The sequence below is a fragment of the Halomonas sp. SpR8 genome (assembly GCF_031010195.1).
GTDB lineage: Bacteria > Pseudomonadota > Gammaproteobacteria > Pseudomonadales > Halomonadaceae > Vreelandella.
On the sequence record NZ_JAUAMC010000008.1, the window covers coordinates 47,623 to 73,353 of the forward strand.

The window sequence follows — 25,731 nt, forward strand, 5'->3', positions numbered from 1 at the left end:
TTTTGTAGACTTTAGTTGAATTTTTGACGTTTGAAATCGCGTTGCCTGAGCACGCTCTAGTCTGGCAACGAGCTGATGGAAAGCTGATGACGAGGGGAGCACAGCCACTGAGAAGCGGCCTTGTTCCGGTTACAAGAGTAGGTTATTACTTAAAAACACTAACAATTCCAAAGGCACTCTCATGGCCATTATTAACTATGTAACGCAGATCCAGTTTGATTTTGGAGCTTGCTCTCTGCTTCAGCAGGAGTGCGATCGTCTCGGTATACGCCAGCCCATGGTCGTGACAGACGCAGGCGTTAGGGCAGCTGGTATCGTTGATCAAGTGCTCAAGCATTTGCGCCATCCACACCCCGATATTTATGATCAAACCCCTCCCAATCCTAATGAAGCCGCCGTGCGACAGGCAGCGACTCAATATCGTGAGGGTGGCTTCGATGGCATCATCGCCATCGGTGGAGGGTCCGCTATCGACCTTGCCAAAGGCGTGGCGATTTGCGGTACTCACGAGGGTGCCTTGAAATCCTTTGCTGTGGTTGAAGGTGGCAGCGAGCGAATTACCGCCGCAACGGCACCGGTCATTGCTATTCCGACGACGGCGGGCACGGGTAGCGAGGTGGGCCGCGGGGCCATACTGATACTGGAAGATGGCCGCAAAGTAGGCCTGTTATCCCCGCATTTAGTGCCAAAATCAGCTATTTGTGACCCTGAACTAACCTTGGGCTTGCCCGCTAAAATGACTGCGGCGACAGGAATGGACGCCTTGTCTCACTGCCTAGAAACATTTATGTCGGCCGCCTTTAACCCCCCAGCGGATGGAATCGCCTTGGATGGTTTACGCCGTGGCTGGCTGAATATTGAGCAAGCGACGCGTAACCCGGGCGACCGTGAGGCGCGTATGAACATGATGAGTGCTTCGATGCAGGGGGCCATGGCCTTTCAGAAAGGGTTAGGGTGTGTACACAGCTTAAGTCATTCGTTAGGGGGCATTGATCCGCGGCTACACCACGGCACCCTCAATGCTATTTTTCTGCCCGCGGTGATTGAATTTAATTCCGCATGCGACTCTGTCGTGCATGAGCAAAAGCTTGAGCGTATCGCTCAGACTATGCAGCTTGCCGGGCCTGATGAAATAGCGCCGGCGATTAAAGCAATGAGCCAGCGTCTGGATTTACCCATGGGCCTTGAAGAGTTAGGTGTCACGCGAGAGTTATTCCCCAGAATTATCAAGGGAGCCCTGGCCGATCACACCCATAAGACCAACCCTCGTCTCGCCAGTGAAGAAGACTACCAATGGATGCTTGAACAATCCTTCTAAGATTAACGTCAGCAAATCAGGAGTCGACAATGGAATTAGCAATTGCGGGGCGCTGGGCATTGGTTTGTGCTGCCAGTAAAGGGCTGGGGAAGGGGTGTGCTGAGGCCTTGGTCGCTGAAGGGGTGAACGTGGTGATTAACGCACGCTCTTCAGCGTTATTGGAAGAGACCGCCGAACACCTGCGAAATTTGAATCCAGCCGTTAGTGTTCACACCGTAGCGGGAGACATCTCGCTGGCAGAGACCCGACAAGCAGCGTTGGCGGCTTGCCCCCAAATAGATATTCTGATCACTAACGCAGGTGGGCCGCCGCCCGGTGACTTTCGCGATTGGTCGCGAGAGGACTGGATGGAGGCCGTCAACGTCAACATGGTGACGCCTATTGAGCTGATCAAAGCGACGGTTGATGACATGGCGGCCCGAGGCTTTGGCCGGGTGATTAATATCACCTCGGCGGCGGTTAAGGCGCCGATTGATATATTGGGTCTGTCTAATGGGGCACGTAGTGGTTTAACCGGCTTTATTGCTGGTCTGGCCCGTCAACCACAGCTTGCTGGGCGCAACGTGACCATCAATAACTTGTTGCCGGGATCTTTTGATACTGATCGGTTAAAGAACACGCAACAGCAGGTCGCCCAGTCGACTGAGCAGAGCTATGAAGACGTACGCGACGCATTTCGGCTAAAAGTACCGGCGCAGCGCTTTGGAACGGCTGAGGAATTCGGCGCTTTCTGTGCTTTTCTATGCAGTGCGCAAGCAGGCTATATGACAGGCCAAAATATACTGCTAGACGGAGGCAATTATCCGGGGACTTATTGATAGGTGAGTCGCTTTCGAAAACGGCTACTTTTCTAACAGCTGTTTTTTTAACAACTAGCTAAGCTCTCCGGCAGGCTGGTGATGTCTATTAACGCTAGGCCACAACGTGGCCTAGTAAACCAACCGATCCCTAGGCGTTCTATCCGGCTGTTGACGTCATCCAATTCAGGCGACCTTAAGCGGCTTGCAGCCAACCACGAGACTGCAAAAGGTAGAGCTGACTAGCACTTTCGGTTAAGCTCCTCAGCAATTTTTATCTGCCTGCTTTGAGGTTAATGGTATGTGGAGCTTACTTAGGCTGTCTGCAATATCACTATCAGTCATCCTGATAGCCGGTTGCTCAGATCCCAAAATCGATACTAGCTCCATGCCTGCATCGGTGGTGTCTATAGAGAAGGTGCGTGATTCGCTACCGGTATATAAGCGTGGCGATTTTGACCAAGGGTTGATCATTATTGCCACAGCATCGACGTTTAACAGTATCGACTTTCTCAATCCGCATCGCATGAATGCGGCAGAAATTGCCGAGTCGGCCAATATGCAAATGCATGGATTAACCGGTGACGAGGTTATTCAGCGAGCCGATCAGATTCTGCGCGAACGGCGGTCGCGAGAGCGTGAACAAGCCATGCGCACGCTAAAACGGCTGGAAGAGAAGCGTGCCAACGCGGCTAGCGACCAACAACAGTTAGCGCGTTTCACTATTGATGATGCTCGCTATTATCTAAGTGAGAGCCCATACGGTGTTCTCGAGCCGGTGATCGATATTGAGGTCACCAACGGTACGGATAAGGTCATTTCAGAATTGCTGCTACGGGGTGTAATGACTAGCTCAGACCGCTCGGCCCCTTGGGTAGATGAGTCTTTCTATTACGTTGTGGCGGGGGGGATTGAGCCGGGAGAGATGTTGGAATGGAGTCTTGCCCCTAACCGTTTTGGCCCTTGGGGGAATACGCAAATACCTGACGATGCAGAGCTAACCGTGAGCTTGGAAGGTTTGCGGGATGTTAATCAAAAGCCCTTGTGGGACTCGCCCGAACTGACAGAGCACGAAACCGCAAAACTGGAGCGTCTTCAAAATGAGTATGGTGGTGCGGCTCTTTCGGAACTGGAGTAAGAAAGCCCCCCTTTAATGAAAAAAGTGCCCGACCACCTAAACGATAAGGCATTGGTACTACCGCTAAGCCAGCGGTAGCATCAATCCGTCCAGATTTTAATCTTTGGCTTCGTGGTCTGCCAGCGCGGCAACAATGGCCTCTTCCCATTGCCCTTCGGTTATACCCCAATGCGTCATTTCTGCTTGATCAGGGGTGCCCTCTGCTGCAGTGCGTAATTTTTCAACCGAGCTGCTTTCAAAGCAGTGCTTGGCGAAATCTTTGGTTTTGATATCTTTTAATCGATTAATCATCAACATATTGAGTTCCTTTCAGTTGTATATAGTAAGAAATGCTGCCTAAGTATAGCTCCGCGGCTAGTAGCTTCATAAACGCAATTAGAGCATAAGGCCGCCCTGGTTTCTGTAAGCACAGCCACTCCTTATCAGCGCCTGCTTATTTCAACACATGATTATTCCAGCACGTAGCAGGGCGTGTAGGCCTGCCCATCGAGCTTCATCCGACCTTGAGCCACGAAGGAGGTTAGCAGTTCATCAAGGCGCTGCATTAGCTCTGTTTCTGCCGTTAGCACAAAGGGGCCATGGGCTTTAATCGCGCGAATGCCTGGCTCTTTCACGTTGCCCGCCACAATCCCGGAGAATGCTCGGCGCAGGTTGGCGGCAAGCTCATGGGTGGGCTGTTGGCGGTGGAGCGCCAATTCACGCATGGCTTCATGGGTTGGCTCAAAAGGAGCCTGGAAGTCACGCGCGATGGTTAAACGCCAGTTGTAGTAGAAAGCGTCTTGGTGAGTGCGTCGAAATTCGGCGATTTCATCAATACCTTGGCGCATCGCGCGTGCTACGGCTACTGGGTCGCCAGTGATAATGGTGTAGTAGCGACGAATTTCCTCACCCAGTGTATACACCAGGAACTCATCGATTTTCTGAAAGTAGGCTGCAGAGTCGGCGGGCCCGGTGAAAATTAACGGGAAGGGGATGTCGTTGTTGCTGGGATGGAGCAGAATGCCCAGTAGATAGAGAATTTCTTCTGCGGTTCCCACGCCGCCGGGGAAGACGATAATGCCATGCCCTAAGCGTACAAACGCTTCTAAGCGTTTTTCAATATCTGGCATCACCACCAGTTCATTGACGATGGGATTGGGCGCTTCAGCAGCAATAATGCCGGGTTCTGATATGCCTAAATACCGGCCTTCCTTGCGGCGCTGTTTAGCATGGGCCACGTTGGCGCCCTTCATGGGGCCTTTCATTGCGCCTGGACCACAGCCGGTACAAATATCTAAATCACGCAGGCCCAAGTGATAGCCCACATCTTTAGTGTATTCGTACTCCTCTCGGGAAATAGAGTGGCCACCCCAGCACACCACAAGACTAGGATCTCGACCGGGCTTTAATGTACCCGCTTTGCGCAAGATATGGAAAACCGCATTAGTGGTGCCTTCTCCCGTGCTCAGGTCAAAGCGATTGTGGTGCTGAATCTCGTTATAAACGTAAACAATATCGCGGATTACCGAAGATAAGTGCTCACGGATACCGCGTATCATACGGCCATCAACAAAGGCTTCTGCTGGCGCGTTAGTCAGTTTTAAACGAATGCCGCGGTCTTGCTGAAGTACTTCAATATCAAAGTCTTTATAGGCTTCTAAAATCGCCAAACTATCGTCACTGGGGTTGCCGCAATTTAACACCGCTAGTGCACAGCTTCTGAGCAGGTCGTGCAGACCGCTTTGAGACGTTTTGTGAAGCCGGTTAACTTCGTGCTGAGAAAGTACTTCTAGGCTCCCCTCGGGGGAAATGATGCTGGAAAGGGTGGCGCGGGGTTGAGCGTTTTCGGTCATTAGCGGGGCTGTTCCTGATCATTTAAAGTCTGCTTGCATACTACCACGCTCTAACGGTGGGTACAGCGCCACGGGCCATCAAGCCACTATGCTACTATGAGGCATATTTATAATGATGGCCGCTAAAGACAACGGTTTTTTCTATGTTCAATGCCCAATATTTTCGTACATTTATTACCTTAGTTGAGACAGGTAGTTTTACGCGCACCGCTCATCGGTTGGAAATGACCCAGCCCGGGGTCAGTCAGCACGTTCGAAAGTTGGAAGACTATTTAAATAAAGAGCTGCTAGAGCGCAAGGGGCGTAGCTTTACGCTCACCGAGTCGGGGCGGCGGGCTTACGATTATGCGTTGAAGCTGTTTGCTGAGCATGAACAGTTTCGCCATGGATTGGATGACGACTCGTTAGACAGTGGCGATTGCCGCATTGCCTCGCCCGGCAGCGTTGGGCTGATGTTCTATCCGTATATATTAGGCCAACAGCAGATGCACCCTAATTTAACGGTCAACTATAGCTTTGCGTTTAACCACGAAATTGTTAATGATCTGCTCGAAGGGCGTTATGACATAGGGATAGTCACCGAGGTAATACGTCATCCTGAGCTTGACTGCTCTATTTGGCATCAGGAGCCGCTTTGCTTGGTGGTGCCCGCTGATTTTGCGGGCAGTACACTCTCCGACTTAATGGGTATCGGATTTCTCAACTACTACGACGGTATTAATCACGCCAATGCATTACTGCGGGCTAATTACCCGGATGAATTTCGCTCGATGACGCATTTTCGTCACCAGGGCTTTACCAATGAAGTCAGTATGGTGCTAGACGCGGTGGCCAGGGGGTTAGGGTTTACCGTGGTATCGCGACTGGTGCTGGAAACCTCACCCTGGCAACGTCAGGTAAAAGCGCTGAATCTGTCCAGCGCGGTCAATGAAGTACTCTACCTACTGCGCCGCCGCGACTCCGTTTTACCCAAGCGCTACGAGAAGCTATTAAACGGCTTCCACGCTCAGCGCCTGCAAGAGAAAACACCCCCAGTACCGTCGAATACAGTACCGTCGAATAGTTAGGCAGTGGGGGCGATCGTGTTAGCAAGATAGTTGCTGCTTAAGTCCTACTCATCAATCGCGATACTCGTCGATGCTAGGGCACGAGCAGATCAACTGGCGGTCACCGAAGACGTTATCCACGCGGTTAACAGCGGGCCAATATTTAGCGCCTTGAACGGCTGCCGTGGGGAACGCCGCCAACTGACGGTCATAAGGTCGCTGCCATTCGCTATCCATAACATCTGCTTGGGTGTGAGGAGCATTAACCAGTGGGTTATTATCCAGCGGCCACTCGCCGCTCTCTACCCGCACGATCTCTTCACGAATGGCGATCATGGCGCCGCAGAAACGATCAATTTCATACAGCGACTCCGACTCGGTCGGCTCGATCATCAGCGTGCCCGGCACCGGGAACGACATGGTCGGTGCGTGGAAACCGTAATCCATCAAGCGTTTGGCAATATCCTCCTCGCTAATTCCAGAGGCCGCTTTGAGCGGACGAATATCGATGATGCATTCATGGGCAACCGTGCCGTTCTGACCCCGGTAGAGAATTGGGAATGATGCTTCCAAACGCTTGGCAATGTAGTTGGCGTTTAGGATGGCAAGCTCGGTGGCCTCCCGCAGCCCGCGTGCACCCATCATCTTAATATAGGCCCAGGAGATCGGTAGAATAGAGGCGCTGCCGAAAGCTGCTGCAGAGACCGCGCCGCTGTCAGCGTTAACGCCATTGATCGGCGTTACCACGTGGTTTGCAACGTAGGGCACCAGATGGGCTTTAACTCCAATAGGGCCCATGCCCGGTCCGCCGCCACCGTGGGGAATACAGAACGTTTTATGCAGGTTAAGGTGAGATACATCGCCGCCAAAATCGCCGGGGCGAGTTAACCCTACCTGAGCGTTCATATTGGCGCCATCGATATACACTTGACCGCCATTGTCGTGGACGATTTTGCACGCTTCGCGCACGCTGGTCTCAAACACGCCATGGGTGGATGGGTAGGTCAGCATGATGGCGGAGAGCTGCTCGCGATGCTGCTCTGCTTTAGCGCGCAAATCCGCGATGTCGATATTGCCGTTTTGGTCACACTCGACCACCACCACTTTCATCTGCACCATCGCCGCCGAGGCAGGGTTGGTGCCGTGGGCGGAGCTAGGAATTAAGCAAACATCGCGATGCCCTTCACCCTGAGCCGCCTGATAGCGGCGAATCGCCACTAGGCCTGCGTATTCACCCTGGGCACCGGAGTTGGGCTGCATCGAGATATGGTCGTAACCAGTAACTTCGACCAGGAAAGCCGAGAGCTCGTCAATCATCTGATGGTAGCCAGCGACCTGGTCGCGGGGCGCAAAGGGGTGCAGATGCGCAAACGAGGGCCAGGAAATGGGGATCATTTCGCTGGTAGCGTTGAGCTTCATGGTACACGAGCCCAGCGGAATCATCGCATGGGCAAGTGATAGATCCTTATTCTCTAATCGCTTTAAGTAGCGCAGCATTTCGGTTTCGCTGCGGTAGCGGTTAAACGTTGGGTGACTCAAAAAGTCGCTTTCGCGCTGGCAGGCAGAGGGAATGCTGGATGCGCCCTTCGTCACCGCCTGCTCATCCAAAACAGCAACGGAAAGTCCATGCTCATCGCCCAGCAGTACGTCGAACAGCGCTGCCACATCATGTGCAGTAGTGGTTTCATCCAGGCTAATGCCCACATCACCATTGGCGAAGTAATGCAGGTTAATATCGTGGGTCATGGCGCGGCCATGAATCTTGCCTGCGTCAACGCCCGCTAAGCGTAGCGTATCAAACCAACTGTCATGGGCTAGCGACACACCTCCCTGCTTAAGGCCCTCGGCAAGCAGGGTTGTCAGGCGGTGAACGCGGCCGGCAATTTTGCGCAGCCCTTCAGCGCCGTGGTAGGTAGCGTAAAAACCGGCGATGTTGGCTAGCAATGCTTGGGCGGTACAGATGTTAGAGGTCGCTTTCTCGCGGCGGATATGTTGTTCGCGGGTTTGCATCGCCATGCGCAGGGCAGTATTGCCGCGGCTATCTTTGGATACACCGATAATACGCCCAGGGATCGAGCGCTTGAGCTTGTCGGAAGTCGCAAAGAACGCCGCGTGAGGGCCGCCAAAGCCCATCGGCACGCCAAAGCGCTGGGAGTTGCCGACCACAATGTCAGCCCCTAACTGGCCGGGTTCTTTTAGCAGCACCAGACTCAAAAGATCGCTGGCCACGCAGGTCATGATGTTGCGGTCGGCGGCCGCGCTTAACAGCGGCGCTAAATCGCGTACCTGACCGCTGGCGGAGGGGTACTGAACCAGTGCCCCAAACACATCGTGATTGGCTAGCTCTTCTGCAGGGCCTGTAATCAGCTCAAAGCCAAAGAACTCGGCGCGGGTTTTAACCACGTCCAGCGTTTGCGGGAAAACGTCGTCAGCGGCGAAGAACGCATTGGATTTGCTCTTCTTATTGCCACGCTTGCACAGTGCCATGGCTTCGGCGGCGGCGGTGGCTTCGTCGAGCAGTGACGCATTCGCCAGCTCCATGCCGGTTAGGTCCATTACCACCTGTTGAAAGTTCAGCAAGCCTTCCAAACGGCCCTGGGATATTTCCGGCTGATAGGGCGTATAAGCCGTATACCAGCCTGGGTTTTCCAGCACGTTACGCTGAATTACTGCGGGCATATAGGTGCCATAGTAGCCCTGGCCGATATAGCTTTTTGCCATCCGGTTTTGCCGGGCTAATTGGGCTAGGTACTCAAGCGATTCGGCTTCACTGCGTGGCTCGTCGAGGGCTAGCTCGCGGCCAAGGCGAATATCGCTTGGCACGGTCTGCTCAATCAGATCTTCCATGTGCTGCATGTTGAGCGCTTTTAACATAGTGGCTACGTCATCAGGACTGGGGCCATTATGACGTTTGATAAAAGCATCGTGGTCGGCCAACTCGGCCAAGCGGCGTGTTTCAAAAGGCATGGGAAGATTCCGAACGTTAAGAGAGAGCCGTGCAGGGCAATAAAAGAGAAGAGCCTGCCGCCAGGGACAGGCTTTTAATGCAAAATTTAGGCGTCAGCGCTTAGCGTGGCTTGATAGGCATCTGCGTCCAGTAGGCCGTCAAGGGAGTCGCCGTCCAAGCGGACTTTCATGACCCAGCCGCCTTCGTAGGGGGCGTCGTTAACGGTTTCAGGAGCATCTTCAAGGGATTCGTTGACTTCAATGACTTCGCCATTAATGGGCGAGTAAAGGTCTGACGCGGCTTTGACCGATTCGATCACGCCAAACTCTTGGCCTTTGCTCAAGGTGGAACCCACTTCAGGCAGCTCAACAAACACAACATCACCGAGCGCCTGCTGAGCGTGATCGGTAATACCGACGGTAACGGTGCCATCTTTGTTGTCAAGCACCCACTCGTGGCTTTCAGCGTAACGAAGATTGGCAGGAAGGTTGCTCATGATATTTTCCTATATGAAACAGTTTTCTGGATTTGAGCATACTAGCGGTTGTCGCTCGCCTTGGCGATCATCGACTAGTGCTCAGGAAGAGATTAATGCTGCATGTTAACGTGTTTCCTATCGGAAACAAATTTCTTCAACGTGACCTGGCTATCGGAAGCATTTAACCCTTCTGATGCTATCGAGGCTGTTAGATTATAAAAAAGGCGGCATCCTCTATGCGCAAGCGACATTACCCTAGATGCTTGCTAAGTTCATGGTGTAAAACATGCTAATCGTGGGCTAATCAACGCTAACGACGCTATGAATAACCAATAACGGCAATACAAAATCCAGTAAGGAGAAGCGCGTGGAAACATTAACTAGCCTGTTAGGGGCGATCAATGGCGTGGTCTGGGGCCCCGTCATGTTGGTTCTGCTGCTTGGTGTGGGGATTTACCTGCAGCTTGGCTTGAAACTGATGCCGATTAGAAAGCTCGGTATGGGTTTCAAGCTAATGTGGGCGGGACGTGACGCTAAGCCGGGTGTGGGGAAAGCGGCGCCAACTAAAGAGGGAGATGAAGGAGAGATATCACCCTTTGACGCTTTGATGACCGCACTCTCTGCGACCATCGGCACCGGCAATATTGCCGGTGTTGCCACGGCGATTGCGTTAGGTGGCCCCGGCGCTGTGTTTTGGATGTGGATTACCGCGTTGGTTGGGATGGCGACCAAGTTTGCTGAAGCGGTGCTGGCGGTACGTTATCGTGAAACCGATAGCACCGGTTTCCATGTGGGCGGCCCAATGTTCTATATCAAAAACGGCCTGGGCAAAAAATGGCTGTGGCTGGGCGGGTTGTTCGCTTTCTTTGGCGCCGTAGCGGCGTTCGGTATTGGTAATACCGTTCAGTCCAACTCCGTTGCGGATGCCATGGATGCCACCTTCGGCGTGCCGCACTGGTTGACGGGCGTCATTATTATGGTGTTGGCGGGCGCGGTGATTCTGGGCGGTATCAAGCGCATCGCTAAAGTAGCGGGCAAGCTGGTGCCCATCATGGGCATTGCCTACGTAGTGGCTGGTCTGCTGGTCTTGATTGTTAATGCCGGGCAGATCGGTGAAGCCTTTGGTTTGATCTTCTACTACGCCTTTAATCCCATGGCGGCGGCCGGTGGTTTTGCCGGGGCGGCGGTGATGGCTGCAATTCGTTTTGGTGTGGCACGCGGTATATTTTCCAATGAGGCGGGCTTGGGTAGTGCACCTATCGCACACGCGGCGGCCAAAACCAAAAACCCGGTACGCCAGGGCTTAATCGCTATGCTGGGTACCTTTATCGATACCATCGTTGTGTGCACGATTACCGCCCTGGTGATTTTGACTTCCACGGTATGGATCGAAGGTGAAGCCGGGGCGTCGCTCACAGCGCTCTCGTTTGATGCAGCGCTACCCGGCTTTGGTAATCAGATCGTTGCGGTCGCGTTGGCCATTTTTGCCTTTACCACCATCCTGGGCTGGTCATTTTACGGTGAGAAGTGCTGCCAATTCCTGTTTGGCACCCGCTCAATTATGATCTATCGCGTGCTGTTTGTATTGGCTATCCCGCTAGGGGCCATCGCACAGCTGGGCTTCATTTGGCTAATGGCGGATACCTTCAATGCCATGATGGCTATTCCTAACTTGATTGCCTTGGCACTGCTTTCGCCGGTAGTCTTTAAACTAACCAAGGACTATTTCGACGGCAAAGACGTATTGCCGGGTGAAGAGCTGGATCACGACCAATAATGCCTGTGGCGCGCTGATAAGCGCTGGAGGTGAAGTTAGTACGTGAATAGCAGTAGAGTCGGGAAGGCACTTAACCAGTGGCTTCCCGTCTTATTTTTAAATGAACAGTTTTTAAGTAAGCATTTTTTAAGTAAGCAATTTTAAGTGAGGAAAGCCTCCATGTCCGAATTAAAGCAAACGCCGCTTCACGCCTTACACCTTAAGCTCGGGGCCAAAATGGTGCCCTTTGCAGGCTATGATATGCCGGTGCAGTATCCGTTGGGGGTTAAAAAAGAGCACGAGCACACTCGTCAAAAGTGCGGCCTGTTTGATGTCTCCCATATGGGGCAAATTAACGTTTCTGGGGACAATGTGGCCGAAGCCCTAGAGACTCTGATACCCGCTGATTTGGTGGGGCTGGAAAAGGGCGCGCAGCGTTACGGACTTTTCACCAGCAACGAAGGGGGTATTATTGACGATCTGATGGTCGTGAACGCGGGCGATCACTTTTATTTGGTGGTCAACGCCGCCTGTAAAGACCAGGATTTGGCACACCTGCGTCTTAATTTGGCATCAACTCATACAATCGAGCCGTTAGATCGCGGTTTGCTGGCGCTGCAGGGGCCTAAGGCGCGGGATGTTATGCAGCGGCTGTGTCCGGAAGCTTGCGAGCTAGTGTTTATGCAGCATGGCCGTTTTACCATTGCCGGGCAGGAAGTGTGGGTGAGCCGCAGCGGCTATACTGGTGAAGACGGTTTTGAGATTTCCGTCGCCGCCGACGGCTGTGAAGCCTTTGCTGAGCAGTTGCTTGCCGAGCCCGAAGTAGAAGCCATTGGCCTCGGCGCACGAGATTCGCTGCGGCTAGAGGCCGGTTTATGCCTCTACGGCCACGATATGGATGAGCAAACCACCCCGATAGAAGCAGGCCTAATCTGGGCGATTGGTAAGCCGCGTCGCTATGGTGGAGAGCGTCCCGGTGGTTTTCCAGGCGCCGACGTTATTCTTCATCAGATCGATGCGAAAGATCACACCCGCAAGCGCGTTGGGCTGTTAGCCGAAGGCCGTGCGCCGGTGCGTGAAGGCGCCACGTTAGTTGATGAGGCCGGCAATGAGGTCGGTGTGGTGACTTCTGGCAGCTTTGGTCCAAGCATTGGTAAGCCGGTGGCGATGGGGTATGTAACCCGCGAGCTAGAGGCTCCTCAAAACGCTGTGTTTGCCGTGGTGCGCGGTAAGCAGTTGCCCATGGCGGTTGCCCCCACCCCGTTTGTAAAGCCGGGCTACTATCGAGGCTAACATCGTGGTTAACATAACTAGCTAGCCTCTGTTGTTTTAACTCGATTTTTTGACTGGCGGCCCCTGCAAAAGCAGGGGCCGCGCCGTTTAAGCACAAAGTGAGTTTTTTAACGTAGTTAGCGCAGCACCTGCCTGGGGTCGACAGGTTTACCGCCTTGGCGCAGATCAAACAGCAAGTCGTAACGCTGAGTTGCGTCGCTTTGGCCTACCTCGCAAAGCGCGTCCCCTGTGCTCACCTGCTGCCCTACGTCGACCAGGATTTGCTCGCATAGGGCGTACACGGTTTGTAGATTATCGGCATGATGCACGATAACGACTTCGCCAAGCTGGCGCATACCATCGGCAAAGCGTACCTCGCCAGGGGCGACGGATTTTGCCTGAGCGCCGGCTTGCGTGGCGAGCAGCATCGGTTGAAGGGTGCCGCGGCTATCCGGTCCGAAGCGGCGCACTACGCGATAATCCTCCAGCGGCCATGGCCAGCGGCGCGCAGAGGCGGGTAGGGCCTGACTCGGTGTGCTTGCTGTGGGAGCGGCAGTTGGTCGTGGTGAGCCGCCACTGCTAGCGGTGCTGCGGGCTGCTGAGCTGCTTAGGGGTACACTGATGACTTGGCCGACCTTCAAGTTCGTGGGCGAGGCGCTGGTGTTGGCGCTCTGAATACGTCCACTGGTGGTGCCAAAATGCCGGGCGATACTTGAGAAGGTATCGCCAGGGCGGATTTGGTAGCGATAAGGGCCGCCTGAAGGTGCGCGCTCTTGCTGGGTGGGAATCAACAGGCGTTGGCCGACTTCAAGACGGCGTGCATCCACACTGGGATTAAAGCGCTGCAAACGCTCTAACGGCACATTGGCCCTAGCTGCCAGCTTACCCAACGTGTCGCCGCGCTGAACCTGCACCCAATCCCCGCTAATTTGGCTAGCACCGCTAGGCGTCGCTGCCTGCTGGGAAGACGACCCAGGGCTGCTGGCACAGCCTGAGAGTATTCCGGCGAACAGGCAGGCGCCGAACAACGCTATTAGTCGTGATCGGTGCGGGCGTCCAGCAGGCCATCTTTTTCCAGCCAGAGTGAGTTGATCCATGTGTGGAAACGTTCCTTATGCTGCTGTTCTTCGGGGTTATCTGGCGCATACATCCAAACAGGAATGTCGAGTTGTCGCACGTGCAACCTGACGGGTGCTTCTTTGCCACACAAGAATCCCCAAAAAGTAGGCGAGGGGTTGGTGTAGCTAATTGTCACATCCAGGATACCATCTAGTTGATTTCCCAGTAGGTTAAGTACCTGGGCAATGCCGCCCGCTTTTGGGCGCAGCAAATGGCAGTAGGGGCTCTGCTGCGCATCGCGCTTAGCGACGGTAAAACGCGTACCCTCAACAAAATTGAAAATCGCAATGGGTGTACTGCGCGCCTGGCGACACATTCGTTCAGTGGCGGTGCGATCAATGCTGGCTAATTTAGGGTTGTTAGCAATTTGCTCACGACTGAAGCGGCGCATGAAAGGAAACTCTAACGCCCAAAAAGCCAGACCGACAATCGGAATCCAGATTAGCTGATGCTTAATAAAAAAGCGCGGCATGGGGATACGCCGATGCAACGCCATTAACAGCATGAAGATATCGGTCCAACTGCGGTGATTGGATATTACCAGCCACCACTGCTGCGGGCTCAAATTATCGGGCACGCTGGCATCTAGCACCGGCTTAAGCCAGTGCCGCATCCACCAAAGGTTAACACCTATCCAGTTCAGCGCGACCCAGTTTAGGCTTTGTAACACAAGCTGTTTCAGCCGCCGCCCAGGGGCAATGACTTTCAAGAGGGTCAGCAGTATAAGTGGTACGCCCCAGAATAGCGTGTTGAGCGTCAGCATCAGTGCGCTAACCAGCCCTTTTACAATCGGCATACCGCGGTTCCTTAGCGTTAGACCAATAGCTTAATACTGAATGCTAAAGGATCGTAGTCATGCTGCCCAGTATAAACCTAATACTGATAGTCTTGATGACAGGGTTTTAGTGCTCAGGTAACGAGGGCGCTTGGACGGTTTTGAGGAGTACGGTTCGCAGCGCATGAGCGGCAACGGAAAGCTCTTGCTGGGTCAAAATACCCACCCGACAAGAGATTGAAGGCGCGGTTAAGGGTATACAGTGTGCACCCAGTTCATGCATTTGCCGAATACACATGGAAGGCACTGCGCTGACCCCCAGACCATCGGCGACCATCCGGCCTACCGTTGAAAGCTGGTGGCTTTCAAACGCTACCGGCAGCTCCATTTGCTGTTTGCTCAGTTCCTGCTCTAATAAGCGGCGTACCATTGAAGGGCGTTGCAAGGTGATAAAATCGTGCTTCAAAAGTGTTGCCCAGGCTAATTGTGTGGCCTGGGTTAATGGCGAGCCTGGCGGCACAACGGCCACATAATGATCTTCGAACAGCGGTGTAAATAGCAGGCTGCCGGTGCCTTCAGGAGAGAAGGCAATGCCCATTTCAACCTGGCGTGAGCGCACCATCTCGGTGACTTCTTCATTAATCACATCGTGCACAGTGATGTTGATTTTGGGGTGCTGCTGACGAAATTTCACCAGCGCGGCAGGGAGCAGGCTACAGGCGAACGCAGGCATAGCGGCGACGCTGAGTCGCCCAAGCTGCAGTGTGAAGCGCTGACGCAAACGCTCTTCGGTATTATCCCACTGAGCCAGCAGATGCTTGGCGAGTGGTAGCAGCGACTCACCTTCAGGGGTTAACCTGACGCTGCGGGTACTGCGAATTAATAATTTGCCGCCCAGCGACTCTTCTAGGCCTTTAATGGCTAAGCTGAGTGCGGGTTGGGATAAATGTAGCCGTTCGCAGGCCTGGGTAAAGCTGAGGGTTTGAGCGACCGTAAGAAAGGCGCGTAGCTGTTTAACGGTCATAATAAACCTTTTATAATTTTTTTAAATAAATTGATAAGAAAAACAAACTTAACAAATATATCATCTCGCACAACACTAACACTAGCGTAAAATCCAGTTCATCTAGCAGTGACAGTTCATATCACTGCCAGCCCAGTTCACAGACAGCTTATATGACAACCAACGCATATTAATGACAACAAGGTGAGGCATAACAATGGCAGGATTCGATAAGCGAGTAGCTTCCTACGAAGAAGCAATGGAAGGTATCGAAAGCGGCATGACCGTCATTGCCGGTGGTTTCGGCCTGTGCGGCATACCCGAGAACTTGATTGCCGAAATCAAGCGGCGGGGCGTTAATGACCTCACCGTCGTTTCCAACAACTGCGGCGTTGATGGTTTCGGACTGGGAATACTGCTTGAAGATCGTCAAATCAGTAAGATATTGGCCTCTTACGTAGGTGAAAATGCCCTGTTTGAGAAGCAAATGCTCAACGATGAAATCGAGGTGGTATTAACCCCTCAAGGTACTCTGGCTGAAAAAATGCGCGCTGGCGGAGCGGGTATTCCAGCATTTTATACCGCGACTGGTTATGGCACGCCGATTGGTGACGGCAAAGAAGTGCGTGAGTTTAATGGCCGCCATTATATTTTAGAAGAAGCGATCATTGGCGATTTTGCCATTGTAAAAGGCTGGAAAGCGGATCGCTATGGCAACGTTATGTACCGTCATACGGCCCAGAATTTTAACCCCATGGCCGCTACTGCGGGGAAAATTACCGTGGTTGAAGTTGAAGAAATCGTTGAGCCGGGTGAGCTTGAGCCTAGCCAAATTCACACACCAGGTATTTATGTGGATCGCATTATCCAGGGCACGTTTGAAAAGCGTATAGAAAAGCGCACGGTGCGTAGCTGAAGCAGCGCCACTGTTAAAAACGCCTCACTCGCCTATTAACGATTACAAGAGGAAGTCACCATGGCTTTAACACGAGAACAGATGGCTCAACGCGTCGCCCGCGAACTGCAAGATGGTTTTTACGTCAACCTCGGGATTGGTATTCCTACACTGGTTGCTAACTACATTCCTGATGGCATCGATGTCATGCTGCAGTCCGAAAACGGGCTATTGGGGATGGGCCGTTACCCTACCGAAGACGAACTTGATTCGGATATGATCAATGCGGGTAAAGAGACGGTCACCGCTCGCCCCGGCGCGGCGATTTTTTCGTCAGCGGAATCGTTTGCCATGATCCGCGGCGGTCATGTCGATCTCACCGTGCTGGGGGCTTTTGAGGTGGATCAACAGGGCAACATCGCCTCATGGATGATTCCCGGCAAATTGATCAAAGGTATGGGCGGTGCCATGGACCTGGTTGCCGGTGCTGAAAACATTATTTGCACCATGACCCACGCCTCTAAACATGGCGAGTCCAAGTTGCTAGAAAAATGTGAGCTGCCGCTGACCGGCGCTGGTTGTATTAACCGCGTTTTGACAGATTTGGCTTATCTCGAAATCAAGGATGGGGCTTTTGTTCTCAAAGAGCGTGCACCGGGCGTTAGCGTTGAGGAGATCGTCGAGAAAACGGCGGGTAAGCTGATTGTTCCCGACCATGTTCCCGAGATGACCTTTGATGCTGAGTAAGGGCATTTTGATTGCCTGATTCATGTAATGGCGTTGGTACGGCTTAGGTGGGTAACTGCCTAATGCGTATCACGCCATTTCACAGCGGGTGTGGTGAGGCAAAAGAGCTTCAGCAACTCGGTCATGGTCATCCTCAACGTGCTTTTGGACCAGTGCTAGGCCGCCCAGACAGAGGCGATGTTCGTCACCATCGCTGAATACGATTTTTTGCGGCATGGCCGGATAAAAGCGATGATCCAGCAACGATGACACCGTGAAGACGCCGTTTTGCTGGCCGTGAAGGCTGGGCATGCCGACTTCATCGAGTCGCTGATCCAGTGTAGCTAAAGGCTCGCCTAACTGACCACAGTCAAAACCAGCGTGATGTAAGCGCGGTCCCATCACGGCTATCCATGCGGCAAGCGGGTGAGCATGCTGCAACTGTTGGTGAAGCGCCCATGAAGGCATGGGCCATGGCCGCCCCCGGCAAAGTAAATTATGTCCTTTGCAGTCTTGCGGGTGTGATTGCTGAACCAGCTCTTCAATGGCTTCCCGTGGCGCTTTTGGCAATGTGCCCATTTGCAGTTCAGCCAGCACTAACCAGCTACTATCGTCGCTGGGCGCTAAAAGATGTATGAGCAGCCCTTTATCCGCCATGGCGAAATGACCGTTTGTACGATATCCCATGTGCGCTAAATTACTGGTGAGGGCGGTGGCGGCAAAAGGGCCATAATTGAGGGTTACCAGGGTTAAATATTCGGCGGCCGTTGCAAGTGGCCAAAGTCGAAGTGATCCGATATCTGGGTGCATGTGTATATAGTCAAGCCACAGTTGTTGAACAAACTCCTGACGCTGCATGGTGAACTCCTTGCCCAAAAGTGGCACACCCTAGCGTGAGCCATTGAGTAGTTCCTTAGTATAGGCATACGCAGCAGGCAAGGGTTCAACGGCGACTAACGCGCTTTTTAACGGCGTGTGTGTTGCAATGTTCTAGGCACTTAAACGGCGAGTAGCTGCTTGTCGCGGATAAATTGATCGAACTCAGTAAAACCGCCGACATGGGTTTGATCGACAAATACCTGAGGCACGGTATGGATAGGTTTACCGGCTGTTTGGGCGATATCTTCTTTTGTCACGCCTTCAGAAGGCATGTCGACATAGCGGTAACCATCAATCCTGCCAGTTTTTTCTAAATGCTCGGCAAGGTGCTTTGCACGTACGCAGAAAGGGCATGACATTCGGCCAAAAATAACCACAAACATAGCTGATGCTCCTATAGATTAATCAGGGTAAGTAAAATAGTAAGTGAAAATAGTGAGATAAAGTGGTGTGCCATCGAAAGTAGATAGCGAGCTGGCAAATAGTCTATTGCTAGGTGCTAATTTTGCGCTCATTGTGGCTGAGCAGAATACATTTCGCCAATAGCGACCCACTACGTTGGCCATTAATACCTGTTATCAATAGCTGTTATCGCCTGGAGAGAACGAAAAACGTCTATGCAAACGCTTACAGCTAACGAGTATGCTTTTCTTGCTGAGCTGGCGAAAGCTTACCGAGATACTTATCTGCCAGCCATTAAGCAGATTGACTGCTGGAACCCGCGTTTAGGAGTAGATGCAATCTGTTTTCAACCGCAAGGGGGTGAGTGCATGGTGGGGGCATTGATTACGCCCTGTGAGCTTTGGCTAGTAGCAGTGCCTGACCAAACTCGCCTAACTGAGCCCTTGGCTGATGCGTTGACGTTGTCACTGCCTTCCGGCGCTTATCAATTGACTCTTGACCGCCTGCTAGGCGGCTATAACCTTTATAAGCGTGCCATTTTGTTTGATTTAAGCGAACTCGACAGTATGCAGGAAGCTGCAAGATTGGCGCAGCAAATGATGGCGCGTTTAATGCAGCCGGTTGAAGAGCTCCACCAGTAGGTGCGTGTGACTACACTGATTAAATTTTTCCTCTCACATAAAGGAAATGTCTATGACTTCTCAAATCGCTTCAACGCCGCGTATTGCGCTGGTAACAGGTACTAGCAGTGGTATCGGAGCCGCCGTGGTTAAGCACTTCTGTGAACTAGGTCATCAAGTTCTCGCGGTTGATTTTAATCCTGCTGGAAAAGCCGTTGCTGAGCAGTCGGGCGCTGCCTTTTTTGAAGCCGATCTGACCGATCCTGACGCCTGCCGAGCGGCAGTGACCGATGCAATCAGTCGTTTTGGTGGTATCGATATATTGGTCAATAACGCCGGTATTCAGCATGTTGCTTCAATTGAGACCTTTTCCGAAGAGAAGTGGCGTCAAATTATAGATCTGATGCTGACGGCGCCGTTCTTGCTCACCCAAGCGGCATGGCCGCATATGCGTAAAAATGGCTGGGGACGGATTGTTAACGTGGCATCAATCCATGCTCAGGTCGCCTCGCCGGGTAAAGCCGCTTACATCAGCGCTAAGCACGGCATGATTGGTTTAACCAAAACCGCGGCTTTGGAAGGTGGTGAGCAGGGCATTACCGCTAATGCGGTCTGCCCGGCCTATGTGAAAACGCCGCTGGTGGATAATCAGATTGCTGATCAAGCGAAGCTGAATAATATGGATGAGAAGGAGGTAATCGAAAAAGTGATGCTCAAGCAGGCAGCGATTAAACGCTTAATCGAGCCTGAAGAGGTTGCACAGTTGGTCGCCTACTTAGCATCCGACGCTGCTGGCGCAGTGACAGGATCAAGCTTCAATATTGATCTAGGTTGGACAGCGCATTAAGTGCTTAAGCCCCCTACAAAAATGTTTCGCACCTGCTTGGGGGCTTAAATAAACTATCGACGCACAGGACGCTTTTGTAATTTGCGCTGCAGGGTGCGGCGATGCATGCCCAGCGCTCGCGCGGTGGCGGATATATTGCCATCGTGCTCCTGCAGCACTTTCTGAATATGCTCCCAAGTAATACGGTTTATCGATGGTGGGTTGTCAGCCAACTCAATATCCGGGTCACCACCTTGTTGTTCAAAGGCGCTCAAGACGTCATCCGCATCCACTGGCTTGCAGAGGTAATTAACGGCGCCAAGTTTAATGGCTTCAACCGCCGTGGCAATGCTGGAGTAGCCGGTAAGTACCACGATGCGACACTGGGGCGCGGTGGCAAGCAACTCAGGAAGCAGTTTTAATCCTGAGCTGTTTTCCAGCTTAAGGTCGAGAGTTGCCATTGTGGGCATGAACTGGGCGGCCATGGATAGCGCTTGCTCAGCATCGTGGGCGACAATGATCTCATAGCCACGCCGTGTCAGCGCGCGATTAAGCACATGACAAAACATTTCATCGTCATCAATGATCAGCAGGCGTTGCTCTCGGGTTTGCATCATGTCCTCAATCCCATTTACTCAATCTATTGCCGGAAGTGCTTGGGGCGTCTGTGTTTAATTAGGTGGCGCACAGCGGGGTAGCGTTACTTCTGTCAACGTACCTCCTTCTTGATGATTATACAGGCTTACGCCGCCACCAAAGCGATTGATAGTCGCGTGTGTTAAGAACAAACCGATGCCCATGCCTTTGCTTTTGGTTGAAATAAACGTCTCCCCCAACTGGTCGGCAATTGACATGGCGACTCCAGGGCCGTGATCACGAATATCAATCACCACGCTTTCGCCCTGCCAGTCTAAGCGGATGGCAATCTGTTCAGGGTTGGCGTCCGCGGCGTTATTCAGCAAGTTCGTTAACGCTTGATCAAGAGTAGCATCGACAGCAAGCCAGGGGCGGCCACGTTTTTCGGCTACATCAAATTGATGGCTAACATCCGGACGTAACACCAGCCAGCGCTGGACAACGCCGGCCAGCCAAACCTGAGCGTCGAGCACTTCGGGCTCAGCCATACGGCGCCGGTCAGCATTAGAGACTAAATTTTGCAGGCGTGATTTGCACACGTCTACCTGCTGGCGTAATAGGCTTATGTCCTGTCCCAGCGCAGAGTCCGTTGGCGCGTCTGCCTGCATCTCTTTTAGCAGCACTGCCATGGTAGACAGCGGTGTCCCCAGTTCGTGGGCAGTACCTGCGGCTTGCGTAGCCACCGCCAACACCTGCTCGTTACGTAGCGCAGCTTCACGGGTCCGAGATAGCGCCTGGTCTCGGCTACGTAGCGCGTGAGCCATTTTGTAGATAAAAAACGTGACGAGTCCCGCCGAGAGACCAAAGTTAAGCCACATGCCTAATATGTGCAGGCTCAGGGGGCTATCGCTGTTGATATGACCCAACTGAGCAATCGGGTAGTAGGAGAACATTAAAAAGGTATAACCCGCCATTGAGCAGGCGGCGATGACCCAGGCGTGGCGCCATGGCAAGGTGGCAGCGGCAATCGTTACGGGCACAAGGTAATAAGTAATAAAGGGGTTGGTGGAGCCGCCCGAGAAGTAAAACAGTAGTGTTAAACCGCTAATGTCTGCGAGCAAGTGCAGCAGGTACTCCAAGTGGGTAACGGCGCGAGGGCGACCCAGCCGCCACCAGGTGGCGATATTGAGAACGCCCATGGCAATGATGACGATCAATACCGCCGTGACCGGTAAGTCAAAAGCGAGTAGTTCAACACCGACAATGATGGCCAGTAAAAAACCTGTCCAGGTGATCCCTCGCACTATGGTTAGGCGAACCAAGTTGCGATTGGGTGTTGAGAGCGGTAGTGGAAGGGCTGTGGGCATGATGAGCTTACTTCGCTTTAGCTTTAAAGCCGTGAATGACAAACTTAATAAATAACGTCATGACATAGGTGGTCCAGCCTGCTGTCGCCAGTATGTTGAACAGCAGCATTTTCGGCGGTAGCCAGGCGCTGCCTAGTAAAGCGTCAAGCATGATATGGAAAAACATCGCCAGTAGCAGCGGCAGAGCAAGGGTGTGTATCCACATATCCGTGCGTCGTTTGCGGATATGGTACCGGCGCAGTAAATAGCGTAGTGGCCGATGCGCCCAGCTAAAGAACACCAAAGCGCCAATCGCCAATAGGCTGGCAAGGGTGGGTTCAGTGCTGCCGATATGAACGGAGAGCGAAATGGACCAAGCAAGGCTTAGCCACATCACACCTTCCAGGCTGGCAATGATATCCGCGTAACGTCGCACATTCTGCATAAACAACTTGTTCCTTTCCGCTGAAACTTGCCAGTAAAAAAGCCCCGTCATGATACGACACTTGGGCAAAGCTGTGGGGGCTTAGACGGCGGATTTATCCAATCGCCCAATGGCGTATACTGTACACACCTTTTTTATTGATTTGACGTCAACACAACGACGTAACCCATCACAGAACCTACCGTGGTTAAAGGACATAATGTGGATATAGTAACACTGACCCGCCCCGATGATTGGCACCTGCATTTGCGCGACGATGAGGCGTTAAAAGCGGTAGTAGGCCATACCGCTGCTCAAATGGGGCGCGCTATTATCATGCCTAATTTAACGCCCCCGGTGACCACCACGACCCATGCGTTGGCGTACCGCCAGCGTATCTTAGATGCGTTGCCAGCGGGCAGTGCTTTTGAACCTTTAATGGTGCTTTATCTCACCGATACCACGCCGCCTGAAGAAATTGAGCGTGCCGCACAAAGTGGCATTGTCAAAGCGGTCAAGCTTTATCCTGCAGGGGCAACTACAAACTCTGATTCGGGGGTCACCGACTTGACCCTGTGCGATGCCACAATCGCGATGATGGTTAAAGTGGGTATGCCGCTCTTGGTGCACGGTGAAGTCACCGATGCAGAGATTGATATTTTTGACCGTGAAGCGGTGTTTATTGAAAAAGTCATGAAGCCACTGCTGGAGCGCCACCCGACGTTAAAAGTGGTGTTTGAACATATCACCACCCAGCAGGCGGCAGAGTTTGTGGCCCAGGCCCCCGATACCATTGCGGCAACGATTACCGCACACCACTTGCTGTTTAATCGCAACAAAATGCTGGTAGGTGGAATTCGTCCGCACTATTACTGCCTGCCGATCTTAAAGCGCGAGCAGCATCGTCAAGCGTTGCTAAAAGCAGCTACCAGCGGTAGCCATAAGTTCTTTTTGGGCACCGATAGCGCGCCCCACTCCCAGGGGGCCAAAGAGTCAAGCTGTGGTTGTGCCGGTGCCTACACGGCTCCTGCGGCTATTGAGCTTTACGCGATGGCCTTCGATGAAATGAACGCGTTGGATAAGCTTGAAGCGTTTGCTAGCCTAAACGGCCCGCGTTTTTATGGGCTGGCGCCTAATGCGGACACCGTAACGCTTGAGCGACGCGAATGGACGCTGCCCGATAGCTACGCCTATGCCCAGGGAGAGAAAATTATCCCCCTCCTGGCGGGTGAAACGCTTAGCTGGGCGCTGAAAAGCTAGTTTATAAGATCGTTAATAAGATCGTTTATTGATGCCGTCGACGCTTTACTGGTCGGCGGCATCAAACGTTTAGCCAAGCCTATTAAGTGTTGCCAAGCTGCTTCAGCATTTGATCAACCATACGCGATGAGTGATCGGCGGCTATTTCAAGGAACTGATCAAACGAGAGGTGATTGTCGCCATTGCCGGGGATGTCGGAGAGCGCGCGAATGACGACGAAAGGGCAGCCATAGAGATAGCAGGTTTGGGCTATCGCAGCGCCCTCCATCTCAACGGCGAGCATGGTGGGGAACTGGGCGCGGGTCGCTTCTACGCGGGCAGGGTCTGCCATAAAGGCGTCTCCTGTTGCGATCATGCCTTCGCGTACCTGGACTTCGCCAAGCGAGGCGATGGCATTACGCGCGACATTGCGTAGCTGTGTATCCGCCAGGTACGCGGCGGGCATGCCCGGGACTTGCCCCATTTCGTAGCCGAAGACCACGGCGTCAACATCGTGATGGCGCAACTCATCTGAAATGACTACGTCACCAATATTTAAGTCGGTGGCAAATCCGCCTGCTGAGCCGGTGTTGATAATGGCATCGGGTTGGTGGCGCTCTAACAGAATAGCCGTGCCCACCGCAGCGTTGACTTTGCCAATTCCTGATTGCAGTACGATGACTTCAAGGCCGTAACGCGTGCCGGTATAAAACACAGAACCTGCATGTTCATAGCGTTGAGTGTTATCTAGCTGGGCCACCAGCGTGCTTACTTCCTGCGCCATTGCGCCAATAATACCAATACGCTTCACTGCGCAATGCTCCTGCATAAAAGAGGTGGGTGAGATTGAATCATGCGTGAGATGCCGTGTCATGCTGCTCCGCGGCTTCTAATGTATTTTCCAGCAGCGTTGCGACCGTCATCGGCCCAACGCCCCCCGGCACTGGGGTGATAAAGCTGGCGCGTTCGGCGGCAGCCACAAAATCGATGTCGCCGATTAATTTGCCATCTTCTTGGCGATTGATGCCGACATCAATGACGATAGCCCCTGGCTTAATCCAGTCGCCCTTAACAATTCCTGGTTTGCCCACTGCGACGACGACAATATCAGCGCGTTTAATGTGGGCCTCAAGGTTTCGGGTAAAGCGGTGACATATCGTGGTGGTGCATCCCGCTAGCATAAGTTCGAGTGCCATAGGGCGGCCGACGATATTAGAGGCGCCCACCACGGTGGCATCCAGGCCGCGTAGCGCGATATCGCTTTGTGCTAGTAAGGTCATGATGCCTTTTGGTGTGCAGGGTCGCAGTGCAGGCATGCGCTGGGCTAATCGGCCGAGGTTATAAGGGTGGAAACCATCGACGTCCTTGTCAGGACGAATACGCTCTAAAATGGGATTAGCATCCATATGCTCAGGCAGCGGCAATTGAACAAGGATGCCATCTACGGCAGGGTCGCTATTGAGCTGGTCGACAAGGGCTTCTAAGTCATGTTGTGAGGTTGTGGAAGGCAGCGCATGTTGAAATGAGGTAATGCCTGCTTGTTCACAGGCGCGGTGCTTATTATTGACATAGACGTGAGAGGCAGGATCGTCCCCAACCACAACCACGGCTAGTCCTGGTGCCCGTCCGCCTGCTTGACGGCGTGCGGCGATTTTTTGGGCAACCTGTTGGCGGACAGACGCGGCGATGGCTTTGCCATCGATTAGTTGGGCGGTCATGTAATGGAATCCCTGTAGACATGGACGTGGAAAAGGCTGGAGCAATCATACGCTCACGCAACACTGCCTTTGAAAGGGGGCAATTTTCGCATGCTAGGGCATTTAGGCAAAGCGCCTAAACTCATAATCACTTTAATGGTTGACTTTAAAATTAAAAATAGTAATATATGCCTCGCTTGAGACGGGCCAAGCGGTAGCGTCTAAGAGTGATAATTCGGGATGTAGCGCAGTCTGGTAGCGCGCCTGCTTTGGGAGCAGGATGTCGGGGGTTCGAATCCCTCCATCCCGACCACACTTAACGCGAAAGGTAGACGTTTGCTTTTCCAAGTTTTGGTTGTGGTCTGTGCTCATCAGTATTCGTTACTTCTGAATGCTTCATGTGCGCCCATAGCTCAACCGGATAGAGCAACGGCCTTCTAAGCCGTAGGTTGCGGGTTCGATTCCTGCTGGGCGTGCCACCTAATTCAGTGGTTGCAACCTGTCAGAATCACATCTTTAAGCATTTTTCGTAAGATTGTCTATGGTGGGTGTAGCTCAGGGGTAGAGCCCCGGATTGTGACTCCGGTGGTCGTGGGTTCAAATCCCATCATCCACCCCAG

Annotated in this window: 25 protein-coding genes and 3 tRNA genes; 14 read left to right on the forward strand and 14 right to left on the reverse strand. The window is 52.9% G+C overall.

The window, feature by feature from the left end; genetic code table 11:
• Positions 1 to 181 precede the first annotated feature (181 nt).
• The 3 genes from QT230_RS15755 to QT230_RS15765 all read left to right on the forward strand — a co-directional run bounded on the left by QT230_RS15755 (position 182) and on the right by QT230_RS15765 (position 3,253).
• Positions 182 to 1,318, forward strand: coding sequence for an iron-containing alcohol dehydrogenase (locus tag QT230_RS15755; RefSeq protein WP_308322951.1), 1,137 nt, complete (start codon positions 182 to 184; stop codon positions 1,316 to 1,318).
• Positions 1,319 to 1,347: 29 nt separating this feature from the next.
• Positions 1,348 to 2,136 carry an SDR family oxidoreductase gene (locus QT230_RS15760; RefSeq protein ID WP_308322952.1) on the forward strand — a complete coding sequence of 263 codons (789 nt, stop codon included), beginning with the start codon at positions 1,348 to 1,350 and terminating at the stop codon, positions 2,134 to 2,136.
• Between the two features lie 280 nt (positions 2,137 to 2,416).
• Positions 2,417 to 3,253, forward strand: coding sequence for a DUF6694 family lipoprotein (locus QT230_RS15765; protein ID WP_308322953.1), 837 nt, complete (start codon positions 2,417 to 2,419; stop codon positions 3,251 to 3,253).
• Positions 3,254 to 3,349: 96 nt separating this feature from the next.
• Here the strand turns inward: QT230_RS15765 and QT230_RS15770 are convergent, their stop codons facing one another.
• Both QT230_RS15770 and ppnN read right to left on the reverse strand, forming a co-directional pair.
• Positions 3,350 to 3,550 (reverse strand): hypothetical protein, encoded by a 201-nt coding sequence (locus QT230_RS15770; RefSeq protein ID WP_308322954.1) that lies wholly within the window; start codon positions 3,548 to 3,550, stop codon positions 3,350 to 3,352.
• Between the two features lie 152 nt (positions 3,551 to 3,702).
• Positions 3,703 to 5,085, reverse strand: a complete 1,383-nt coding sequence (ppnN, locus tag QT230_RS15775; RefSeq protein WP_308322955.1) for a nucleotide 5'-monophosphate nucleosidase PpnN — start codon at positions 5,083 to 5,085, stop codon at positions 3,703 to 3,705.
• A 143-nt stretch (positions 5,086 to 5,228) separates the two neighbouring features.
• On the opposite strand from ppnN, the gene QT230_RS15780 reads away from it, so the two are divergent.
• Positions 5,229 to 6,152, forward strand: a complete 924-nt coding sequence (locus tag QT230_RS15780; RefSeq protein WP_308322956.1) for a LysR family transcriptional regulator — start codon at positions 5,229 to 5,231, stop codon at positions 6,150 to 6,152.
• Positions 6,153 to 6,203: 51 nt separating this feature from the next.
• Here QT230_RS15780 and gcvP read toward each other — a convergent pair whose 3' ends face one another.
• Both gcvP and gcvH read right to left on the reverse strand, forming a co-directional pair.
• Positions 6,204 to 9,098, reverse strand: coding sequence for an aminomethyl-transferring glycine dehydrogenase (gene gcvP, locus QT230_RS15785; RefSeq protein WP_308322957.1), 2,895 nt, complete (start codon positions 9,096 to 9,098; stop codon positions 6,204 to 6,206).
• Between the two features lie 86 nt (positions 9,099 to 9,184).
• Complete coding sequence (gene gcvH, locus QT230_RS15790) at positions 9,185 to 9,574, reverse strand: glycine cleavage system protein GcvH (RefSeq protein ID WP_308322959.1); 390 nt, start codon at positions 9,572 to 9,574, stop codon at positions 9,185 to 9,187.
• 349 nt (positions 9,575 to 9,923) lie between these two features.
• On the opposite strand from gcvH, the gene QT230_RS15795 reads away from it, so the two are divergent.
• Both QT230_RS15795 and gcvT read left to right on the forward strand, forming a co-directional pair.
• The gene (locus tag QT230_RS15795; RefSeq protein ID WP_308322961.1) at positions 9,924 to 11,333 is read left to right on the forward strand and encodes a sodium:alanine symporter family protein; all 1,410 of its coding nucleotides are present in this window, start codon (positions 9,924 to 9,926) and stop codon (positions 11,331 to 11,333) included.
• A 159-nt stretch (positions 11,334 to 11,492) separates the two neighbouring features.
• Positions 11,493 to 12,605, forward strand: a complete 1,113-nt coding sequence (gcvT, locus tag QT230_RS15800; RefSeq protein WP_308322963.1) for a glycine cleavage system aminomethyltransferase GcvT — start codon at positions 11,493 to 11,495, stop codon at positions 12,603 to 12,605.
• Positions 12,606 to 12,721: 116 nt separating this feature from the next.
• Here gcvT and QT230_RS15805 read toward each other — a convergent pair whose 3' ends face one another.
• From QT230_RS15805 to QT230_RS15815, 3 genes are all read right to left on the reverse strand, one after another.
• Positions 12,722 to 13,498: a LysM peptidoglycan-binding domain-containing protein gene (locus QT230_RS15805; RefSeq protein ID WP_308323224.1), complete on the reverse strand. Its 777-nt coding sequence runs from the start codon at positions 13,496 to 13,498 to the stop codon at positions 12,722 to 12,724.
• Positions 13,499 to 13,617: 119 nt separating this feature from the next.
• Complete coding sequence (locus QT230_RS15810; RefSeq protein ID WP_308322964.1) at positions 13,618 to 14,499, reverse strand: acyltransferase; 882 nt, start codon at positions 14,497 to 14,499, stop codon at positions 13,618 to 13,620.
• Positions 14,500 to 14,605: 106 nt separating this feature from the next.
• Complete coding sequence (locus QT230_RS15815) at positions 14,606 to 15,502, reverse strand: LysR family transcriptional regulator (RefSeq protein ID WP_308322965.1); 897 nt, start codon at positions 15,500 to 15,502, stop codon at positions 14,606 to 14,608.
• Positions 15,503 to 15,698: 196 nt separating this feature from the next.
• On the opposite strand from QT230_RS15815, the gene QT230_RS15820 reads away from it, so the two are divergent.
• Positions 15,699 to 16,397, forward strand: a complete 699-nt coding sequence (locus QT230_RS15820) for a CoA transferase subunit A (protein ID WP_308322966.1) — start codon at positions 15,699 to 15,701, stop codon at positions 16,395 to 16,397.
• 60 nt (positions 16,398 to 16,457) lie between these two features.
• On the forward strand, positions 16,458 to 17,123 hold the full coding sequence (locus QT230_RS15825) for a CoA transferase subunit B (RefSeq protein WP_308322967.1): 666 nt from the start codon (positions 16,458 to 16,460) through the stop codon (positions 17,121 to 17,123).
• A 69-nt stretch (positions 17,124 to 17,192) separates the two neighbouring features.
• Here QT230_RS15825 and QT230_RS15830 read toward each other — a convergent pair whose 3' ends face one another.
• Entirely contained in the window at positions 17,193 to 17,960 is a 768-nt protein-coding gene (locus QT230_RS15830; RefSeq protein ID WP_308322968.1) for a DUF1338 domain-containing protein, read from the reverse strand.
• A gap of 140 nt (positions 17,961 to 18,100) precedes the next feature.
• On the reverse strand, positions 18,101 to 18,364 hold the full coding sequence (locus QT230_RS15835) for a GrxA family glutaredoxin (protein WP_308322970.1): 264 nt from the start codon (positions 18,362 to 18,364) through the stop codon (positions 18,101 to 18,103).
• Between the two features lie 234 nt (positions 18,365 to 18,598).
• On the opposite strand from QT230_RS15835, the gene hybE reads away from it, so the two are divergent.
• Together hybE and QT230_RS15845 are read left to right on the forward strand one after the other, a co-directional pair.
• The gene (hybE, locus tag QT230_RS15840; protein ID WP_308322971.1) at positions 18,599 to 19,024 is read left to right on the forward strand and encodes a [NiFe]-hydrogenase assembly chaperone HybE; all 426 of its coding nucleotides are present in this window, start codon (positions 18,599 to 18,601) and stop codon (positions 19,022 to 19,024) included.
• Positions 19,025 to 19,076: 52 nt separating this feature from the next.
• The gene (locus QT230_RS15845; RefSeq protein WP_308322972.1) at positions 19,077 to 19,850 is read left to right on the forward strand and encodes a 3-hydroxybutyrate dehydrogenase; all 774 of its coding nucleotides are present in this window, start codon (positions 19,077 to 19,079) and stop codon (positions 19,848 to 19,850) included.
• A 53-nt stretch (positions 19,851 to 19,903) separates the two neighbouring features.
• Here the strand turns inward: QT230_RS15845 and QT230_RS15850 are convergent, their stop codons facing one another.
• From QT230_RS15850 to QT230_RS15860, 3 genes are read right to left on the reverse strand one after another with little or no spacing between them, the layout of a single operon-like run.
• A complete protein-coding gene (locus tag QT230_RS15850) occupies positions 19,904 to 20,443 on the reverse strand; it encodes a response regulator transcription factor (RefSeq protein WP_308323225.1) in 540 nt (179 codons plus the stop codon).
• Positions 20,444 to 20,500: 57 nt separating this feature from the next.
• Positions 20,501 to 21,772, reverse strand: a complete 1,272-nt coding sequence (locus QT230_RS15855; RefSeq protein WP_308322973.1) for an ATP-binding protein — start codon at positions 21,770 to 21,772, stop codon at positions 20,501 to 20,503.
• 7 nt (positions 21,773 to 21,779) lie between these two features.
• Positions 21,780 to 22,196 (reverse strand): hypothetical protein, encoded by a 417-nt coding sequence (locus tag QT230_RS15860; RefSeq protein WP_308322974.1) that lies wholly within the window; start codon positions 22,194 to 22,196, stop codon positions 21,780 to 21,782.
• Between the two features lie 201 nt (positions 22,197 to 22,397).
• On the opposite strand from QT230_RS15860, the gene pyrC reads away from it, so the two are divergent.
• Positions 22,398 to 23,435 carry a dihydroorotase gene (pyrC, locus tag QT230_RS15865; RefSeq protein ID WP_308322975.1) on the forward strand — a complete coding sequence of 346 codons (1,038 nt, stop codon included), beginning with the start codon at positions 22,398 to 22,400 and terminating at the stop codon, positions 23,433 to 23,435.
• A gap of 82 nt (positions 23,436 to 23,517) precedes the next feature.
• Here the strand turns inward: pyrC and mtnN are convergent, their stop codons facing one another.
• Together mtnN and folD are read right to left on the reverse strand one after the other, a co-directional pair.
• Positions 23,518 to 24,225, reverse strand: a complete 708-nt coding sequence (gene mtnN / locus QT230_RS15870) for a 5'-methylthioadenosine/S-adenosylhomocysteine nucleosidase (protein ID WP_308322977.1) — start codon at positions 24,223 to 24,225, stop codon at positions 23,518 to 23,520.
• Between the two features lie 40 nt (positions 24,226 to 24,265).
• Positions 24,266 to 25,132, reverse strand: coding sequence for a bifunctional methylenetetrahydrofolate dehydrogenase/methenyltetrahydrofolate cyclohydrolase FolD (gene folD, locus QT230_RS15875; protein WP_308322978.1), 867 nt, complete (start codon positions 25,130 to 25,132; stop codon positions 24,266 to 24,268).
• A gap of 215 nt (positions 25,133 to 25,347) precedes the next feature.
• Between folD and QT230_RS15880 the strand changes: the two genes are divergently transcribed.
• From QT230_RS15880 to QT230_RS15890, 3 genes are all read left to right on the forward strand, one after another.
• Positions 25,348 to 25,424 (forward strand) — tRNA-Pro (locus QT230_RS15880).
• Between the two features lie 89 nt (positions 25,425 to 25,513).
• Positions 25,514 to 25,590 (forward strand) — tRNA-Arg (locus QT230_RS15885).
• 65 nt (positions 25,591 to 25,655) lie between these two features.
• A tRNA-His gene (locus QT230_RS15890) sits at positions 25,656 to 25,730 on the forward strand.
• Position 25,731 lies beyond the last annotated feature (1 nt).

Excerpts from the sequence above, each read along its gene's own strand:
- QT230_RS15755 (WP_308322951.1), top strand. The coding sequence starts at position 182 with ATGGCCATTATTAACTATGTAACGCAGATCCAGTTTGATTTTGGAGCT.
- QT230_RS15760 (WP_308322952.1), top strand. The coding sequence starts at position 1,348 with ATGGAATTAGCAATTGCGGGGCGCTGGGCATTGGTTTGTGCTGCCAGT.
- QT230_RS15765 (WP_308322953.1), top strand. The coding sequence starts at position 2,417 with ATGTGGAGCTTACTTAGGCTGTCTGCAATATCACTATCAGTCATCCTG.
- QT230_RS15770 (WP_308322954.1), bottom strand. The coding sequence starts at position 3,550 with ATGTTGATGATTAATCGATTAAAAGATATCAAAACCAAAGATTTCGCC.
- ppnN (WP_308322955.1), bottom strand. The coding sequence starts at position 5,085 with ATGACCGAAAACGCTCAACCCCGCGCCACCCTTTCCAGCATCATTTCC.
- QT230_RS15780 (WP_308322956.1), top strand. The coding sequence starts at position 5,229 with ATGTTCAATGCCCAATATTTTCGTACATTTATTACCTTAGTTGAGACA.
- gcvP (WP_308322957.1), bottom strand. The coding sequence starts at position 9,098 with ATGCCTTTTGAAACACGCCGCTTGGCCGAGTTGGCCGACCACGATGCT.
- gcvH (WP_308322959.1), bottom strand. The coding sequence starts at position 9,574 with ATGAGCAACCTTCCTGCCAATCTTCGTTACGCTGAAAGCCACGAGTGG.
- gcvT (WP_308322963.1), top strand. The coding sequence starts at position 11,493 with ATGTCCGAATTAAAGCAAACGCCGCTTCACGCCTTACACCTTAAGCTC.
- QT230_RS15810 (WP_308322964.1), bottom strand. The coding sequence starts at position 14,499 with ATGCCGATTGTAAAAGGGCTGGTTAGCGCACTGATGCTGACGCTCAAC.
- QT230_RS15815 (WP_308322965.1), bottom strand. The coding sequence starts at position 15,502 with ATGACCGTTAAACAGCTACGCGCCTTTCTTACGGTCGCTCAAACCCTC.
- QT230_RS15820 (WP_308322966.1), top strand. The coding sequence starts at position 15,699 with ATGGCAGGATTCGATAAGCGAGTAGCTTCCTACGAAGAAGCAATGGAA.
- QT230_RS15825 (WP_308322967.1), top strand. The coding sequence starts at position 16,458 with ATGGCTTTAACACGAGAACAGATGGCTCAACGCGTCGCCCGCGAACTG.
- QT230_RS15830 (WP_308322968.1), bottom strand. The coding sequence starts at position 17,960 with ATGCAGCGTCAGGAGTTTGTTCAACAACTGTGGCTTGACTATATACAC.
- QT230_RS15835 (WP_308322970.1), bottom strand. The coding sequence starts at position 18,364 with ATGTTTGTGGTTATTTTTGGCCGAATGTCATGCCCTTTCTGCGTACGT.
- hybE (WP_308322971.1), top strand. The coding sequence starts at position 18,599 with ATGCAAACGCTTACAGCTAACGAGTATGCTTTTCTTGCTGAGCTGGCG.
- QT230_RS15845 (WP_308322972.1), top strand. The coding sequence starts at position 19,077 with ATGACTTCTCAAATCGCTTCAACGCCGCGTATTGCGCTGGTAACAGGT.
- QT230_RS15850 (WP_308323225.1), bottom strand. The coding sequence starts at position 20,443 with ATGCAAACCCGAGAGCAACGCCTGCTGATCATTGATGACGATGAAATG.
- QT230_RS15855 (WP_308322973.1), bottom strand. The coding sequence starts at position 21,772 with ATGCCCACAGCCCTTCCACTACCGCTCTCAACACCCAATCGCAACTTG.
- QT230_RS15860 (WP_308322974.1), bottom strand. The coding sequence starts at position 22,196 with ATGCAGAATGTGCGACGTTACGCGGATATCATTGCCAGCCTGGAAGGT.
- folD (WP_308322978.1), bottom strand. The coding sequence starts at position 25,132 with ATGACCGCCCAACTAATCGATGGCAAAGCCATCGCCGCGTCTGTCCGC.